Source organism: Streptococcus mitis SK597 (assembly GCF_000148545.1).
GTDB classification, from domain to species: Bacteria; Bacillota; Bacilli; order Lactobacillales; family Streptococcaceae; genus Streptococcus; species Streptococcus mitis_C.
In genome coordinates this window covers 1-16,385 of record NZ_AEDV01000092.1, presented here as the reverse complement: position 1 = coordinate 16,385, position 16,385 = coordinate 1, and the positions used below count along the sequence as shown (strand labels likewise).

The 16,385-nt window shown below is 40.9% G+C and carries 15 protein-coding genes; 11 read left to right on the top strand and 4 right to left on the bottom strand.

From position 1 onward, the window contains the following. Window positions 1–41: 41 nt before the first annotated feature. From SMSK597_RS11930 to sdaAB, 3 genes are read right to left on the bottom strand one after another with little or no spacing between them, the layout of a single operon-like run. Entirely contained in the window at window positions 42–674 is a 633-nt protein-coding gene (locus SMSK597_RS11930; RefSeq protein ID WP_000200881.1) for an HAD family hydrolase, read from the bottom strand. Window positions 675–695: 21 nt separating this feature from the next. Further along, window positions 696–1,568, bottom strand: a complete 873-nt coding sequence (gene sdaAA, locus SMSK597_RS11925) for an L-serine ammonia-lyase, iron-sulfur-dependent, subunit alpha (protein WP_000500041.1) — start codon at window positions 1,566–1,568, stop codon at window positions 696–698. A gap of 8 nt (window positions 1,569–1,576) precedes the next feature. Further along, window positions 1,577–2,248 carry an L-serine ammonia-lyase, iron-sulfur-dependent subunit beta gene (sdaAB, locus tag SMSK597_RS11920; RefSeq protein WP_000838913.1) on the bottom strand — a complete coding sequence of 224 codons (672 nt, stop codon included), beginning with the start codon at window positions 2,246–2,248 and terminating at the stop codon, window positions 1,577–1,579. A 240-nt stretch (window positions 2,249–2,488) separates the two neighbouring features. On the opposite strand from sdaAB, the gene apf reads away from it, so the two are divergent. Next, window positions 2,489–3,109: an aggregation-promoting factor gene (gene apf, locus SMSK597_RS11915; RefSeq protein WP_000843472.1), complete on the top strand. Its 621-nt coding sequence runs from the start codon at window positions 2,489–2,491 to the stop codon at window positions 3,107–3,109. Between the two features lie 51 nt (window positions 3,110–3,160). Here the strand turns inward: apf and SMSK597_RS0103260 are convergent, their stop codons facing one another. Beyond that, window positions 3,161–4,024 (bottom strand): helix-turn-helix domain-containing protein, encoded by an 864-nt coding sequence (locus SMSK597_RS0103260; protein WP_001268183.1) that lies wholly within the window; start codon window positions 4,022–4,024, stop codon window positions 3,161–3,163. A 384-nt stretch (window positions 4,025–4,408) separates the two neighbouring features. Here SMSK597_RS0103260 and SMSK597_RS11910 point away from each other — a divergent pair, with 384 nt between their 5' ends. The 10 genes from SMSK597_RS11910 (at window position 4,409) to mnmG (ending at window position 16,312) form a co-directional block, all read left to right on the top strand. After that, window positions 4,409–4,978 carry a hypothetical protein gene (locus tag SMSK597_RS11910; RefSeq protein ID WP_000149048.1) on the top strand — a complete coding sequence of 190 codons (570 nt, stop codon included), beginning with the start codon at window positions 4,409–4,411 and terminating at the stop codon, window positions 4,976–4,978. Window positions 4,979–5,168: 190 nt separating this feature from the next. Further along, entirely contained in the window at window positions 5,169–5,756 is a 588-nt protein-coding gene (locus tag SMSK597_RS11905; RefSeq protein ID WP_001108833.1) for a hypothetical protein, read from the top strand. Window positions 5,757–5,906: 150 nt separating this feature from the next. After that, entirely contained in the window at window positions 5,907–8,015 is a 2,109-nt protein-coding gene (locus tag SMSK597_RS11900) for an amino acid ABC transporter permease (protein WP_025169712.1), read from the top strand. After that, window positions 8,012–8,653: an ABC transporter ATP-binding protein gene (locus SMSK597_RS0103250; protein ID WP_000571332.1), complete on the top strand. Its 642-nt coding sequence runs from the start codon at window positions 8,012–8,014 to the stop codon at window positions 8,651–8,653. The genes SMSK597_RS11900 and SMSK597_RS0103250 overlap by 4 nt, the downstream gene beginning before the upstream one ends. A 206-nt stretch (window positions 8,654–8,859) precedes the next feature. After that, window positions 8,860–9,666 (top strand): ABC transporter substrate-binding protein, encoded by an 807-nt coding sequence (locus SMSK597_RS11895; RefSeq protein WP_001038483.1) that lies wholly within the window; start codon window positions 8,860–8,862, stop codon window positions 9,664–9,666. 16 nt (window positions 9,667–9,682) lie between these two features. Continuing rightward, window positions 9,683–10,879, top strand: coding sequence for an argininosuccinate synthase (locus SMSK597_RS11890; RefSeq protein ID WP_000031915.1), 1,197 nt, complete (start codon window positions 9,683–9,685; stop codon window positions 10,877–10,879). Between the two features lie 28 nt (window positions 10,880–10,907). After that, window positions 10,908–12,302 carry an argininosuccinate lyase gene (gene argH, locus SMSK597_RS11885; RefSeq protein ID WP_001107624.1) on the top strand — a complete coding sequence of 465 codons (1,395 nt, stop codon included), beginning with the start codon at window positions 10,908–10,910 and terminating at the stop codon, window positions 12,300–12,302. Between the two features lie 370 nt (window positions 12,303–12,672). Next, the gene (gene mnmA, locus SMSK597_RS11880) at window positions 12,673–13,794 is read left to right on the top strand and encodes a tRNA 2-thiouridine(34) synthase MnmA (RefSeq protein WP_001293904.1); all 1,122 of its coding nucleotides are present in this window, start codon (window positions 12,673–12,675) and stop codon (window positions 13,792–13,794) included. Window positions 13,795–13,933: 139 nt separating this feature from the next. Further along, window positions 13,934–14,389 carry an NUDIX hydrolase gene (locus SMSK597_RS11875; protein WP_000615907.1) on the top strand — a complete coding sequence of 152 codons (456 nt, stop codon included), beginning with the start codon at window positions 13,934–13,936 and terminating at the stop codon, window positions 14,387–14,389. A gap of 9 nt (window positions 14,390–14,398) precedes the next feature. After that, window positions 14,399–16,312 (top strand): tRNA uridine-5-carboxymethylaminomethyl(34) synthesis enzyme MnmG, encoded by a 1,914-nt coding sequence (gene mnmG, locus SMSK597_RS11870; RefSeq protein ID WP_000221908.1) that lies wholly within the window; start codon window positions 14,399–14,401, stop codon window positions 16,310–16,312. Window positions 16,313–16,385 lie beyond the last annotated feature (73 nt).

The window sequence follows — 16,385 nt, the reverse complement described above, 5'->3', positions numbered from 1 at the left end:
GCTCCATTTTCTTCTGAAATAGAGTTGTTGCCCAGTCTATGTTATTGAAAATACTCTAAAACTTGTAGGGGTTTGTGGGCGATATAATCAGGATGATAGTTTAGTAGATCTGCCTTATCTCCAAATCCCCAAGTGACGGCCAATTTCTGAATGCCTGTTTCTTGAGCTCCAAGCATATCAAACTTGGTATCTCCGATGATGATGGCTTGTTCTGGTGCTAGTTGATGTGTCTGCAAGGCTTGGCGAATGACATCTGCTTTATGGGGTGCTTTAGGGCTGGAACCATAAATGCCATCAAAGAAATGATAGATTCCCAAGTTTTTAGTCATGTCTTGAGCGGTTGGAGTATTTTTTGTTGTGGTGATATAAAGAGGATAATTCTTGGATAGTTCTTGAAGTAATTCTACAATCTGAGGGAAAAGTTGAGCTTCATAGATGCCTTTTTCCTTGTAGTAAGAACGGTATATTTGCACAGCCTCAGCGATTTGTTCTTTGGGCAGGCAGGTCGCAAAACTACTTTCAAGAGGCGGTCCCATAAAACCACGAATAGTTTTGGCATCCGGACTAGGCACCCCCAGCTCCTTAAAGGTATGGGTAAAGGCGTTGTGAATCCCGATAGAACTGTCGACGAGTGTTCCATCCAGATCGAAAAAAATCGCTGTGATAGAGGTCATGGTTTCTCCTATTTGATAAGCTTATTCTCCGAAAATTTCTTTTTGAAGGCGACGACCAGTAGGGGTGGCAGCGAGTCCACCTTCAGCTGTTTCACGAAAGGCAGTTGGCATGCTTGCTCCCACTTGGTACATGGCATCGATAACTTCATCCACAGGAATTTTAGATTCGATACCTGCCAAGGCCATGTCTGCTGCGATAAAGGCAAAGCTGGCTCCCATGGCATTGCGTTTGACACAGGGAACTTCAACCAAACCGGCAACAGGGTCACAGATGAGGCCTAGCATATTTTTAATGACAAAGGCAATGGCCTGACTGGCCTGATAAGGTGTTCCACCGGCAGCTAGAGTCAAGGCGGCAGCGCTCATAGCAGAGGCCGAACCAACCTCGGCCTGACAGCCACCTTCAGCACCTGAGATAGAGGCATTATTTGCAATGACTAGTCCAAAGGCACCCGCAGCAAAGAGAAAATCCAGTTGTTGCTCATGGCTGAGGTCTAATTTTTCAATAGCAGCAGTGAGAACGGAAGGGAGACAGCCAGCACTTCCGGCGGTCGGAGTGGCACAAACCAAGCCCATTTTGGCATTGTGTTCATTGACTGCGATGGCATTTCGGGCAGCAGAGAGAATTGTGTAATCTGACAGAGTTTTTCCATTTTTTATGTAGTGATCCAATTTGGCAGCATCTCCACCTGTCAGGCCACTACGAGATTTATTTTCATTGAGGCCAAGTTGGACAGAGGCTTTCATGACTTCCAGATTGCGTTCCATGAGAAGGAAGACTTCTTCACGTTCGCGACCAGTCAATTCAAACTCTGTTGTAATCATGAGTTCTGCGACATTTCCTTGAAAGTCCAGATCTGCTTGCTCGACCAATTCTTTGATAGAATAAAACATGCTTCCTCCTATTTAAAGAAATTGACATTGTGGAGATGAGGGATTTTTCGAATTTTTTCGATGGCCTCATCACAGTTACGACTATCGACTTCGATAATCATAATGGCTTTTTCACCAGCTTTTTCACGAGTGACATTCATCTGGGCGATATTGATACCATAGCGGGAAAGGGCCTCCGTTACGAGGGCAATCATACCTGGAATATCTTGATGAACAATGATGATAGTCGGTGTATTCATATTGAGAGAGACGGCAAAACCATTGAGTTCGGTTACCTGAATATTCCCACCACCGATAGAAATACCAGTCACGCTGATGGTCTTGTGGGCATTTTTGACGGTAATTTTAGTAGTATTAGGATGCGGAGCATTGCTGTCTTTCTGAATAGTCCAGACAATCTTGATACCACGCTTGTGGGCAATTTCTAGGCTGTTTGGGATTTCAGGATCATCTGTATCCATGCCTAAAATACCTGCAACAAGGGCTAGGTCTGTTCCGTGACCACGATAGGTTTTGGCAAATGAGTTAAATAGTTGGAATTCGACTTCTGTCGGAGTATCATCAAAAATGGAAGAGACAATCTTCCCAATACGAACAGCTCCAGCGGTATGGCTACTAGATGGGCCAATCATAACTGGTCCGATGATATCAAAGACAGATTGAAAACGAAGTGATTTCATCAGTTTCCCCTTATAAAAATTCTTATCTCTATTATATCAAAGAATGAGGGGCTTGGCTTTAATTGCGGATGAAAACCTTTCTAATACCTCAAATAGCATAAAAATAGTATCTTTTATGACAAAAATGGTTTATTTAGGGAAATAAAAAATAATTTTGTAATATTTCTACATAAAAGTGTCAAGAAACGGTAATATTTAAAAGGTATCATAGAACTATAGAAAGAAGGAGAATTTTCAAATATGAAATCAACAACTAAAAAGATTAAAACAACTCTTGCAGGAGTAGTTGCCTTGTTTGCAGTATTTGCTCCATCATTTGTATCTGCTCAAGAATCATCAACTTACACTGTTAAAGAAGGTGATACACTTTCAGAAATCGCTGAAACTCACAACACAACTGTTGAGAAATTGGCAGAAAACAACCACATTGATAACATTCATTTGATTTATGTTGGTCAAGAGTTGGTTATCGACGGTCCAGCAGCGCCAGTAGCCACAGCTTCAACGACTTATGAAGCTCCAGCTGCCCAAGATGAGGCTGTTTCAGCTCCAGTGGCAGAAACTACAGAGGTAGAGGAAGAAACTCCAGTAGTAAGTGAAACAGTAGCAGAAGAAACAGTTGCTTCAACTGTAGGCGGATCTGAAGCAGAAGCTAAAGAATGGATTGCTCAAAAAGAATCAGGCGGTAGCTACACAGCTACAAACGGACGTTATATCGGACGTTACCAATTAACAGATTCATACTTGAACGGTGACTACTCAGCTGAAAACCAAGAACGTGTAGCAGATGCTTATGTTGCAGGACGTTACGGTTCATGGACAGCCGCTAAAAACTTCTGGCTTAATAATGGCTGGTATTAAGAACTGACGAACAGAATAATATGAAAAGGTCGAGGAAATCCCTCGACTTTTTTATATTTCCTTCGGTTGAGAATAGATCTCTACTTCTTTTTTGAGATGAGACAGCATAGAAGTTTCCTCGGTCAGCTCCAGAAGTGAGAAACCTTTTTGGATAAGTCTAGCGTCATCCCTACAAATCCCGATACGGACATAGCAGATAGCAAGTCTATCGTAGTGCTTCTTTTTCTTGGCATCCTCTAGTAAAGTATAGCAGATTTGTTGACACATGTTTTTGTCTTGATGGTATAAGTAAATGGTGGACAGATTGAGTAGGATTGCCATTCGTAAGTCATATAAATGTTGGTAGTTTTTATAGACTTCCAAGCGTTGCAAGATTTTTCCAGTAATGAGATGGAGGTGATCAATGGGAAAGCTGAAAAGGATGGTATTGAGGATTTTTAGGTCATTTTCATACCATGTATCTTGTTTTTCAATTTTTTCCCAAAGTTTTTTGACAGTCTGTTTCACTTGGTCTGACAGTTGCTCTGTACCATGTTGACGGATATGAATGACAATTTCCAGCATATCCCTTATTTCTTCTATAGGCAGGTCGTGGTGGGTCTTGAGATAGTCTTGGCATGTTTCAAAAAAATGAACTAGACTATTACTACCAATGATGGAAGTCATATTGAGATAAGTTTGCATGATTTCTGTTCGTTGGCTCGGTTGATAGAGATGGCAGATGTAGTCAAACTCTTCAAAACTCATATTGATTTGCCGGAGAAGAAATTCCATGTTTTCATATTTGGGAGTTGCTTTGCCACTTTCAATCTTTGATAGGCTAGTTCTTGAAAGGACATCTCCGCAGACCTCTTCTTGAGTCAAGCCTTTTGACTCACGTATTTCTTTATAGATATTTCCGAAATCATAACGCATAATTTTCTCCTTTTCGTGAAAAAAGTTAACAAATAATAAAATCCAATTAAAAATATTGTATCATAGTAACAGAAATAGTAAAAAAGAAAACTAAAATAGTGTGTGAAAAAAGTTAACTAATTTTAAAATAGAGTAAAGAAGAGGTATACTATAGATACGAAATACAGATAGGAGGGAAAGAGTATGAATAAAAAAGTTTTTCGTTTTTTAGTTATTCTTGCTTTCTTATTCAGCATTGCTACGGTTTTCCCATGGAACTGGCCGATATAATGCGCTAGTTGTAAAAATGAAAGGAAGGTGAGTCCAATGGACTATAAGGTTTATTATTTCATATATTGATAACCGAAGGATTTTATTTTTGTAAGCTTAAATAGGAGAAGTAAAATGACTCATAAATTAATTAAAGTAAGTATGGTTTTCATTATGATATTTGGATTGCTCTTCTCTGTCGGAAATAGCATTTATGCGTCTGAAACAGCAACAAGACAAACTGCTGTCTTGAGCGAACAAGAGCAGACAGAACAGGCGATTGAAAGCTTGAAATTCTATTTAGAGGAAGCTGGACATGTTGATTTGGCTACAAAGAGATACGTTATAACTGATTTCTATGCTCTAAAAGCAAGGGCAGAACTACCAGGAGATATCGGCTTAGAAGGGAAGTTTATTTTTGAAAATTATGTATTGCCAAGTATGACTCGTGATTTAGGAGCATATGCGGCTTGTGTAGTCATAAATTCCGTACCATTTGGTGGAATTATATGGGATGCACTGCAAGGTAGAAATATGATAGAAATATTAACAAATGCTTTGGTGTCTCATAATTATGGAAAAGCGGTTGATATAATAAAAGATATTGCTGCATCAGTATTAAAACCATCTCAATTAGCTAAATTTAATGTAGCTGTTGTTGTAGCAGGAGTAGCATTAAATGCTATCTCTTGTTGGGGAACTTAGTTCGCATATAGTAGGAAAAGTATTTTATAGTAGATTGAATTAGGAAGAGACAACATAATTAAGATATTCGTATTGCTTTTTAGCTATTCTCTAAAAAGCAATACGTCTTGTTCTAATTTCAATATACTATGATATAAGTTATCCCTACCCTATGTTGGTTAGATTAAGTCGTGAATCAGGAGGTTAAGTGATGAACTACAATGTAAAATATCTCTTATCAGGAATATTTATTATAGTCTTTATAGGTTTTCTAGTCTGGATGCGTTATTTTAATCAGAAGAAGGAAGAAGCGCATTCGGATGTGTCTTTTGAAGCGAGGTTAGATAGTGAGGTCAAGACCTTATATAAACAACTAGGATTGGGTGAGGAACCTAACTATTTCTTAGCTTATCGCTACTTACACCCTTGGTTTAATCTAGCGATTTTACCACCAACAGTTGAAATTTTCTTAACTAAAATAGCGCTGGTGATGGTAACTCCAGATGAACTACTGATAAGAAATATTGGGAATGGGATGACTTTCACAAGTGAGCATCATCGTGATTTGCGACAAGGACTTATCCGCATTCCAAAATCAGAGATAAAAGAATTTGAGATTCGCAACTGGAAAAAAGTTTTTATATTGGGCGATTTTTTGACAATTAAAACAAGCCAACATAGTTATTATTTACAGGTTAGAGATGATGGACTTCAAAAAGGAAGTCTTTCTGCCAAACATTTCTCAGACTTGAAGAGCCAAGATTTTCTCGGATTGTTGACAGATAAACGGACATTTTGATAGACGATTGCTCAAAAAACTAACCTCTAAACATTCAAAAACCACACAGTGTTTTCAGCCTTGAACACAATTAAGCTGAGAGAATCACTGTGTGGCTTTATTGGAAAGTTAGTTTTTTTCCAGTTTCGTCTCTTCACGGGAGGTATCTCTATGAAAAAAATCAGTCATCTTTGTATGCTCCTGCTCTTGCTGTGTACTACGTTTTTTGTACTGAATGTAAATGTTACACGAGAAATAGTGCGGATTCAGGAGATGGGCAAGACAACTTATTCATTTGACTTGTACTTGAAAGATGTCACTAAACCGACAGAAACTATTCTCCAGTTTTTTGAAGAGGTTGCAAGCCAAGACAAGGTCTCTATTATCAAAGTAGATAATGGAGATGAGGCAGTCAAGGCTGGTGTTTTTGATAAGGAAACCTTCCCCTATCAGGAGTTCGGTCTGACTTCTCTTGATTTTTCAAAGAATGAGAAGGGAGTCTACAGCAACCAGAATCTTCCCAATAATCTAGGAACCATTCCCACCTTTTTAAAGGTGAAACTCATTCGACTCCAGACCTTCCGATCCTATATTGAGGATAAATCCCATACTGTAAATGGGCGCTATATGATTACCTCCAGCAAAGAGATAGATCGTGATACCATTCTACAAAAGTGGAGTGATTTTTTCCAGATAGATAAGACGATTTTATTAGAACCCACTTACCGAAGTCAGGTTGGAGTGCTAAATCAAGCTTTGTTACTATCTATCATTATCTTTATCTTGGCAATCTTGCTTGTGATTTTAATGACAGTTTATCAGCCGATGATGGAGATGAAACGAGTGGGGGTTCAAAAGTTACTTGGTTTTCAAAGCAGGGCGATTTTAGCTGGTTTTGTAAAGACTAATTTTTATCTTCTCTTGGGTGGAAGTCTTATTATTGACTTGGGACTATTTTTAGTGCTGGACTATAGACCAAAACTTTTGTTCCCAAGTTTACTCTTATCCCAATTTCTGCTTTTACAGTTGTATTTGTTCATCAGTTGGCTGACCTACCTGATGATTCAGAAAATGACAGTCAGTTCCATGTTGAAAGGTTTTTCATCTGTCAAACTTGGTCTCATTTTCAATTATGTGATGAAAATAGGGACAACTATTTTACTGACGGCCTTACTGATTGGGGTGGGCAAAAGTCTAGAACAAGAAAACAAAGAACTTGCTTATCAGCAACAGTGGGTAAGTCAAGGTAATTACCTGACCTTAGAAACCTTCAAACTCAATGATAATCTGTGGCAAGAAGAGCTAGCAGGGTCAGGGAAATCTACAGATTATTTCTATCGATTTTATCAGGATTTGGTAGAAAAAACGCAGGCGGGCTATGTGCAGAGTAGCAGTCTTCCTGTAAAAAATTTTGTCCAATCAGAACAGATTCAGCAATATCAGTTAACAGATACGGTGGATGTTTACTATGCCAATCGCAATTTTCTAAAGAGCAAGGGATTCAAGCTACCAGATACCGGTATTAAAAAAGTTATTTTGATGCCAGCAAGTACGAAAGGTGAAGAAGATAAAAATCAGCTCTTGGGGAAGTTAATTGCCTTTCATTCGATGAAGTATGAAGAGCAGCAAAAACGAACGATAGAGGAGATGGATGTCGAGATTGCCTATTATGAAGGAGATTGGTCATTTTTCCCATATAGTGATAAGCGAAAGGAAAATCTCTCCAATCCAATTATTAGCTTGGTCAATGATTCTGATATGATGTGGGATGAGAAAGCCTCCCTGTCAACAACTGGCTTAAATAATCCGATTAAAATTGAAAATACGGTTCAACATCAAAAAGAGATTACAGAGTTAGTTGAGAAATTGTCAGATGGAAATTATTTAAAATTTTCATCTATTCAAGCCATTCAACAAGAGAAAGCGGATTCTTATCGAGATGCTGTTCGGAATTTTAACCTACTCTTTGCTTTGTTTGGTCTCCTTAGCATGATGATTTCCTACTTCTTACTCGTTACTACTTTCTTGTTGAAGCGCAGGGATATCATTACCAAGAAGTTTATGGGGTGGAAACTGGTCGATCGCTACCGTCCTCTCCTCGTTCTGCTCTTGCTGGGCTATAGTCTCCCTCTTCTAGTCTTGATTTTCTTTGCCCATGCGCTCCTGCCACTTCTACTGTTTGCAGGTTTTACATGTTTGGATATACTATTTGTGCTAGCCTTGGCTTCTAGGATGGAGAAAAGAAGTCTAGTAGAATTATTGAAAGGGGGCATCTTATGATTGAGTTGAAAAATATTACCAAAACCATTGGGGGAAAAGTGATTTTGGATAACTTGTCTCTCAGGATTGATCAGGGAGATTTGGTAGCCATTGTTGGCAAGAGTGGTAGTGGTAAGTCAACCTTGTTAAATTTATTAGGTTTGATAGATGGTGATTATAGCGGACGGTATGAGATTTTTGGTCAGACAAATCTAGCGGTCAATTCTGCCAAGTCACAAACAATAATCCGTGAACATATCTCTTATCTATTTCAAAATTTTGCCCTGATTGATGATGAAACGGTCGAGTACAATCTTATGCTGGCGCTGAAATATGTAAAATTGTCTAAGAAAGACAAGCTCAAAAAGGTGGAAGAGATTTTAGAGAGAGTAGGTTTGTCAGCTACGTTGCATCAAAAGCTCTCCGAGTTGTCTGGTGGGGAGCAACAACGAATTGCAGTTGCTAGAGCCATCTTAAAACCCAGCCAGCTGATTTTAGCCGATGAACCGACAGGTTCGCTGGATCCTGAAAATAGAGATTTGGTCTTGAAGTTTCTCTTAGAGATGAATCGAGAAGGGAAAACAGTCATTATCGTGACCCACGATGCTTATGTAGCCCAACAATGTCATCGGATCATTGAATTGGGCGAGGGGAAATGAGTTCGTTCAGCTTCATTTGACTGACTGAATACTCATATTTCCCAAAGAGAAATAGCATAAATACGCCTAGGAATGACATTTTTATGTAATTTTCCTAGGTTTTTCTGTTTTAAATTGAAAAAAATTACAATTTAGGCTTGACAAAGGATGAAGATAGGTGTATTATTTATACAACAAAAAAGAATAAACATAAAGGAGGTTTTGTTATGAATAAGATGAAGAAGGTGTTGATGACGATGTTTGGTTTAGTAATGCTCCCCCTACTATTTGCTTGTAGTAACAATCAATCGGCTGGGCTTGAAGCTATTAAGTCTAAAGGGAAATTGGTTGTAGCCCTCAATCCGGATTTTGCTCCATTTGAATACCAAAAAGTGGTTGATGGGAAAAATCAGATTGTGGGTTCAGATATCGAATTAGCCAAGGCTATCGCAACAGAACTAGGTGTCGAATTGGAACTATCTCCCATGAGTTTTGACAATGTACTGGCTAGTGTTCAATCAGGAAAAGCCGATCTTGCCATATCTGGTGTTTCTAAGACAGATGAACGGAGCAAGGTGTTCGATTTTTCAACTCCCTACTATACTTCAAAAAATAAGCTCATTGTCAAAAAATCTGATTTAGCAACTTATCAGTCTGTCAACGACTTGGCGCAGAAAAAGGTCGGAGCACAGAAAGGTTCGATTCAAGAGACGATGGCGAAAGATTTGCTACAAAATTCATCCCTCGTATCTCTGCCTAAAAATGGGAATTTAATTACAGATTTAAAATCAAGACAAGTGGATGCCGTTATTTTTGAAGAACCAGTTGCCAAGGGATTTGTGGAAAATAATCCTGATTTAGCAATCGCAGAACTCAATTTTGAAAAAGAGCAAGATGATTCCTACGCGGTCGCTATGAAAAAAGATAGCAAGGAATTGAAAGAAGCAGTCGATAAAACTATTCAAAGGTTGAAGGATTCTGGGGAATTAGACAAACTCATTGAGGATGCCTTTAAAGCGTCCATTGAAAAATAGAAAGAAGGAAAAGAACATGAGTAAAGAAAAAGTAATTTTGGCCTATTCTGGCGGTTTGGACACATCAGTTGCGATTACCTGGCTAAAGAAAGACTATGATGTTGTTGCAGTTTGTATGGATGTGGGTGAAGGGAAAGACTTGGATTTCATCCATGATAAGGCTCTCAAGGTTGGGGCAGTCGAATCTTATATCATTGATGTTAAGGACGAATTTGCTACAGATTATGTGCTAGTGGCTCTTCAGTCACATGCCTACTATGAACAAAAGTACCCCTTGGTATCTGCCTTGAGCCGTCCTCTTATTTCTAAAAAATTGGTTGAAATCGCGCATCAGACAGGAGCGACTACAATTGCTCATGGTTGTACAGGTAAGGGGAATGACCAAGTACGTTTTGAAGTATCGATTGCAGCCTTGGATCCCAATTTAAAAGTGATTGCGCCAGTTCGTGAATGGAAATGGTCTCGGGAGGAAGAAATTCATTATGCCAAGGAAAATGGGGTACCTGTTCCTGCTGACCTTGACAATCCCTACTCTGTCGACCAAAATCTTTGGGGACGTGCCAATGAGTGTGGTATTTTGGAAAATCCATGGAATCAGGCTCCAGAAGAAGCCTTTGGCATCACATCTTCTCCAGAGAAAGCTCCAGATATGCCAGAATACATTGAGATTGAGTTTAGTGAAGGCGTTCCAGTTTCCCTCAATGGAGAAGGGCTAAAATTGGCAGATTTGATTCAAAAACTCAATGAAATAGCTGGAAAACATGGGGTTGGACGGATTGACCACGTGGAAAATCGTTTGGTTGGGATTAAATCAAGAGAAATCTATGAATGCCCAGGGGCAGTGACCTTGCTGACAGCTCATAAGGAAATTGAGGATTTGACACTTGTGAGAGAAGTGGCTCATTTTAAACCAATCATAGAAAATGAATTATCAAATCTCATTTATAATGCTTTGTGGTTTAGTCCAGCTACACAAGCCTTGATTGCTTATATTAAAGAGACTCAAAAAGTTGTCAATGGGACTGCAAAAGTTAAACTCTATAAGGGGAGCGCTCAGGTCGTGGCTCGGAAATCACCAAATTCACTTTACGATGAAAATTTGGCGACGTATACCAGTGCAGATACCTTTGACCAAGATGCAGCTGTTGGCTTTATTAAGTTGTGGGGACTTCCAACCAAGGTTCATTCTGAGGTTCAAAAAAGCGCCAAATAGGGCGATTGGATAGAGAGGTGGATGTGATATGGCTAAGAATACAAAATTATGGGGTGGTCGCTTTGAAGGTACTGTCGAAGACTGGGTAGAGCGCTTTGGTGCGAGTATAACTTTTGACCAGAAATTAGCTAAATTTGACTTGATTGGTTCTTTAGCCCACGTTCAGATGTTGGGTCAGACGGGCATTTTGAGTTTGAAGGAGTCAGAAAAGATTCAAACAGGCTTGAAAGAGCTCTTAGAAGAGCTAGAGGCAGGCCAACTTGACTTTGATATCGCAAACGAAGATATTCATATGAATATGGAAGTGTTGCTGACAGAAAAAATTGGTCCCCTTGCAGGGAAGTTACATACAGCTCGTTCTCGAAATGACCAAGTTGCGACAGATATGCACTTGTATCTCAAGAAACAACTAGGCCATGTCCTAGATAAACTGGCTCATCTCAAGGGTGTTTTATTAGATTTGGCGGAAAATCATGTGGAGACGATCATGCCGGGCTATACCCATCTGCAACATGCCCAGCCTATTAGTTTTGCCCATCACCTGATGGCTTACTACAACATGTTTCAAAGAGATAGTGAACGTTTTGAATTTAACCAGAAGCATACAGATCTATGCCCTCTAGGTGCGGCAGCTTTGGCAGGAACGACTTTCCCCATTGATCGCCAATTGTCTAGCGATTTGCTGGAGTTTAAGCAACCTTATACAAATTCTTTGGATGCTGTTAGTGACCGCGATTTTATCTTAGAATTTCTATCCAATGCCAGCATACTCATGATGCATATGAGCCGTTTTTGTGAAGAAATGATAAATTGGTGTAGTTTTGAGTACCAATTCATTACCTTGTCGGATACGTTTACAACAGGTTCCTCTATTATGCCTCAAAAGAAAAATCCAGATATGGCTGAGTTGATTCGAGGAAAGACTGGTAGAGTTTATGGTAATCTGTTTGGACTATTGACAGTCATGAAGTCCTTGCCTTTAGCTTATAATAAGGATTTGCAAGAGGATAAGGAAGGAATGTTTGATACGGTCGAAACGATTTTAAATTCCCTTGATGTGTTGGCAGGTATGTTATCTAGTTTGCAGGTGAACAAAGAAAAAATGCAAGAATCTACAGAGAAGGACTTTTCAAATGCGACTGAGTTGGCAGATTATTTGGCAGGGAAAGGTTTGCCATTTAGAGAAGCTCATGAGGTTGTAGGAAGATTAGTGTTAGACTCTATCAAGTCTGCTAAAAATATTCAAGATTGGACTTTGGAGGAATTACGAACCTATCATTCCCTCATTGCCGAGGATATTTATGTCTACTTACAACCTAAAACTGCTGTGCAAAGAAGAAATTCCTTGGGAGGTACAGGATTTGACCAAGTGAAATACCAGATAGCAGTTGCTAAGAAAGCGAATGAAGCTAAAAAGTGCTAGATTGATAGGTTCAGAATAAGAGGTTGGTCGATTGACAGCCTCTTTCTTGTCTTCTCCAACCAAGCATGTTATAATGAATACTGCTCAAGCGACCTTCAATCGTTAAGCACACACGACCTTCAATCGTGAACTAGTCATTTCGTTTATCTTTTATTACGTCGTTAACTCGAAATGAGATGCAAGCTGAGCTTGTCTAATTTATAACCTCAATCAGTCTCCCAGACTGATTGAGCGAACTCAAGTTATGCCTGCGACTCGTTGCCTAGTCCTAAAAGCAAACGAAAAGACTATACTCGAAGAAATTCTATTGAAAGTCATAGTAAATAGAATTTTGAGGGGTATAAATAAACGAATAGATGGGAGACCTACCATGAGTGAGAACTCTAAAACACGTGTTGTTGTGGGGATGAGTGGTGGTGTCGATTCGTCGGTGACGGCTCTTCTTCTCAAGGAGCAGGGCTACGATGTGATCGGTATCTTCATGAAGAACTGGGATGACACAGATGAAAACGGCGTCTGTACGGCGACCGAAGATTACAAGGATGTGGCTGCGGTGGCAGACCAGATCGGCATTCCCTATTACTCTGTCAATTTTGAAAAAGAGTACTGGGACCGCGTTTTTGAGTATTTCCTAGCGGAATACCGTGCAGGACGCACGCCAAATCCAGATGTTATGTGCAACAAGGAGATCAAGTTTAAGGCCTTTTTGGACTATGCCATGACCCTGGGGGCAGACTATGTAGCGACTGGGCATTATGCCCGAGTGGCGCGTGATGAGGACGGGACAGTTCACATGCTTCGTGGCGTGGACAATGGCAAGGACCAGACCTATTTCCTCAGCCAACTTTCGCAAGAACAACTCCAAAAAACCATGTTCCCCTTGGGACATTTGGAAAAACCTGAAGTACGCAGACTAGCAGAAGAAGCAGGCCTTGCGACTGCTAAGAAGAAAGACTCGACAGGGATTTGCTTTATCGGAGAAAAGAACTTTAAAAACTTCCTCAGCAACTACCTGCCAGCTCAGCCTGGTCGCATGATGACTGTAGATGGTCGCGATATGGGTGAGCATGCTGGTCTGATGTATTATACAATCGGTCAGCGTGGCGGTCTCGGTATCGGTGGACAACACGGTGGTGACAATGCGCCTTGGTTCGTTGTCGGAAAAGACCTAAGCAAGAATATCCTCTATGTCGGACAAGGTTTCTACCATGATTCGCTCATGTCAACCAGCCTAGAGGCTAGCCAAGTCCACTTTACTCGTGAGATGCCAGAGGAGTTTACGCTCGAATGTACGGCTAAATTCCGCTACCGTCAACCTGATTCGAAGGTGACCGTCCATGTCAAAGGAGATAAGGCAGAGGTCATCTTTGCAGAACCGCAACGCGCCATCACACCAGGTCAGGCAGTTGTCTTTTACGATGGCGAAGAGTGTCTAGGTGGCGGCTTGATTGACAATGCTTATCGAGATGGACAAGTTTGTCAGTACATTTAGATTGACAAATTTTCTCAATTTGCTACAATAATAAAAGCAATAGAAATGATGGTCAAAGCTCATGGATGTTGCAGGCTTTTTGTCCTGCACTTCTTTGGAGTTTTGACTGTTTTTGTGTCGTTTAGAGGAAAGGACAAAAATGATTCAACAAGACTTTCGGACAAAAACAGGAAATACAGTTTTTGGAGTTCGGGCGACAGCCTTGATTCTTCAAAATCGTAAGCTCCTAGTTACTAAAGACAAGGGCAAGTATTACACTATCGGTGGTGCGATTCAAGTCAATGAAAGCACGGAAGACGCGGTAGTCCGTGAAGTGAGGGAAGAACTGGGTGTCAAAGCTCAAGCTGGGCAGCTAGCTTTTGTGGTTGAAAATCGTTTTGAACAGGACGGTGTTTCCTATCACAATATCGAGTTTCATTATCTAGTAAATTTGCTTGAAGATGCCCCATTGACCATGCAGGAAGATGAGAAAAGTCAGCCCTGTGAATGGATTGACATAGATAAGCTTGAGGGTATCAATCTAGTTCCAGCCTTTTTAAAAACAGCCCTGCCAGATTGGGACGGCCAACTAAGACACATCCATCTTGCGGAATAGGAGAGAAACATGACATATAATTTTACTGAAGAATACGATATTATTGTAATTGGTGCGGGACATGCTGGGGTCGAGGCTTCCTTGGCCGCTAGCCGTATGGGCTGCAAGGTCTTGCTTGCGACTATCAACATTGAAATGCTGGCTTTTATGCCTTGTAATCCCTCTATCGGTGGTTCTGCCAAGGGGATTGTTGTGCGTGAAGTTGATGCCCTCGGTGGCGAGATGGCCAAAACCATTGACAAGACTTATATCCAGATGAAGATGCTCAACACTGGGAAGGGGCCGGCTGTTCGTGCCCTTCGTGCGCAGGCTGATAAGGAACTTTACTCTAAGGAGATGCGCAAGACAGTTGAAAATCAAGAAAATCTGACCCTTCGTCAAACCATGATTGATGAGATTTTGGTGGAAGATGGCAAGGTTGTCGGTGTTCGTACAGCGACCCATCAAGAATATGCTGCCAAGGCTGTTATCGTGACTACAGGGACGGCCCTCCGTGGGGAAATTATCATCGGAGACCTCAAGTACTCATCAGGTCCTAACCACAGCTTGGCTTCTATTAACCTTGCTGATAACCTCAAGGAATTAGGACTCGAAATCGGTCGTTTTAAGACGGGAACCCCTCCACGTGTCAAGGCCTCTTCAATCAACTACGATGTGACAGAAATTCAGCCAGGAGACGAAGCGCCTAATCACTTCTCATACACTTCACGTGATGAGGATTATGTCAAGGATCAGGTGCCATGCTGGTTGACCTACACCAATGGTACCAGTCATGAGATTATCCAAAACAACCTCCACCGTGCGCCTATGTTTACAGGTGTGGTCAAGGGAGTGGGGCCTCGTTACTGTCCGTCGATTGAGGACAAGATTGTACGCTTTGCGGACAAGGAGCGCCACCAACTCTTCCTTGAGCCAGAAGGGCGCAATACAGAGGAAGTCTATGTCCAAGGACTTTCAACCAGTTTGCCTGAGGATGTCCAACGTGAGCTGGTTCATTCCATCAAAGGTTTGGAAAATGCAGAGATGATGCGAACTGGTTACGCCATTGAGTATGACATGGTCTTGCCTCATCAGTTGCGTGCGACTCTGGAAACCAAGAAAATCTCCGGACTTTTCACTGCTGGTCAGACAAATGGGACGTCAGGTTACGAAGAAGCTGCTGGGCAAGGGATTATCGCAGGTATCAATGCGGCTCTGAAAATCCAAGATAAGCCTGAATTGATTTTGAAGCGTAGTGACGGTTATATTGGGGTCATGATTGATGACTTGGTGACCAAGGGAACCATTGAACCCTACCGTCTCTTGACCAGTCGTGCTGAGTACCGTCTCATCCTCCGTCATGACAATGCCGATATGCGTTTGACAGAGATGGGACGCGAGATTGGACTTGTGGATGATGAACGTTGGGCTCGCTTTGAAATCAAGAAAAATCAATTTGACAATGAGATGAAGCGTCTCGACAGTATCAAACTCAAGCCAGTCAAGGAAACCAATGCCAAGGTTGAGGAGATGGGCTTCAAGCCGTTGACAGATGCAGTGACAGCCAAGGAATTCCTTCGCCGTCCAGAAGTTTCTTACCAAGATGTGGTGGCCTTTATCGGACCAGCAGCAGAGGACTTGGATGACAAGATTATCGAATTGATTGAAACAGAAATCAAATATGAAGGCTATATTTCCAAAGCCATGGATCAGGTTGCCAAGATGAAACGCATGGAAGAAAAACGTATTCCAGCCAATATCGACTGGGATGACATTGATTCTATCGCGACAGAAGCTCGTCAGAAGTTCAAACTGATCAATCCAGAAACCATCGGCCAAGCCAGCCGTATTTCGGGAGTAAACCCAGCAGATATTTCTATTTTGATGGTGTATCTTGAAGGTAAAAATCGTAGTATTTCTAAAAATCAAGAAAAGAAAGCATAGAGAAAAACAGCTCCGAAAACGGGGCTGTTTTGTTGACTTGTACTCAATGAAAATCAAAGAGCAAACTAGGGAG

Coding starts and splice junctions, on each gene's coding strand:
- SMSK597_RS0103250 (WP_000571332.1), top strand. CDS start 8,012: ATGATTGAGTTGAAAAATATTACCAAAACCATTGGGGGAAAAGTGATT.
- sdaAB (WP_000838913.1), bottom strand. CDS start 2,248: ATGAAATCACTTCGTTTTCAATCTGTCTTTGATATCATCGGACCAGTT.
- SMSK597_RS11930 (WP_000200881.1), bottom strand. CDS start 674: ATGACCTCTATCACAGCGATTTTTTTCGATCTGGATGGAACACTCGTC.
- SMSK597_RS11910 (WP_000149048.1), top strand. CDS start 4,409: ATGACTCATAAATTAATTAAAGTAAGTATGGTTTTCATTATGATATTT.
- mnmA (WP_001293904.1), top strand. CDS start 12,673: ATGAGTGAGAACTCTAAAACACGTGTTGTTGTGGGGATGAGTGGTGGT.
- SMSK597_RS0103260 (WP_001268183.1), bottom strand. CDS start 4,024: ATGCGTTATGATTTCGGAAATATCTATAAAGAAATACGTGAGTCAAAA.
- sdaAA (WP_000500041.1), bottom strand. CDS start 1,568: ATGTTTTATTCTATCAAAGAATTGGTCGAGCAAGCAGATCTGGACTTT.
- mnmG (WP_000221908.1), top strand. CDS start 14,399: ATGACATATAATTTTACTGAAGAATACGATATTATTGTAATTGGTGCG.
- SMSK597_RS11900 (WP_025169712.1), top strand. CDS start 5,907: ATGAAAAAAATCAGTCATCTTTGTATGCTCCTGCTCTTGCTGTGTACT.
- SMSK597_RS11895 (WP_001038483.1), top strand. CDS start 8,860: ATGAATAAGATGAAGAAGGTGTTGATGACGATGTTTGGTTTAGTAATG.
- SMSK597_RS11890 (WP_000031915.1), top strand. CDS start 9,683: ATGAGTAAAGAAAAAGTAATTTTGGCCTATTCTGGCGGTTTGGACACA.
- apf (WP_000843472.1), top strand. CDS start 2,489: ATGAAATCAACAACTAAAAAGATTAAAACAACTCTTGCAGGAGTAGTT.
- SMSK597_RS11905 (WP_001108833.1), top strand. CDS start 5,169: ATGAACTACAATGTAAAATATCTCTTATCAGGAATATTTATTATAGTC.
- argH (WP_001107624.1), top strand. CDS start 10,908: ATGGCTAAGAATACAAAATTATGGGGTGGTCGCTTTGAAGGTACTGTC.
- SMSK597_RS11875 (WP_000615907.1), top strand. CDS start 13,934: ATGATTCAACAAGACTTTCGGACAAAAACAGGAAATACAGTTTTTGGA.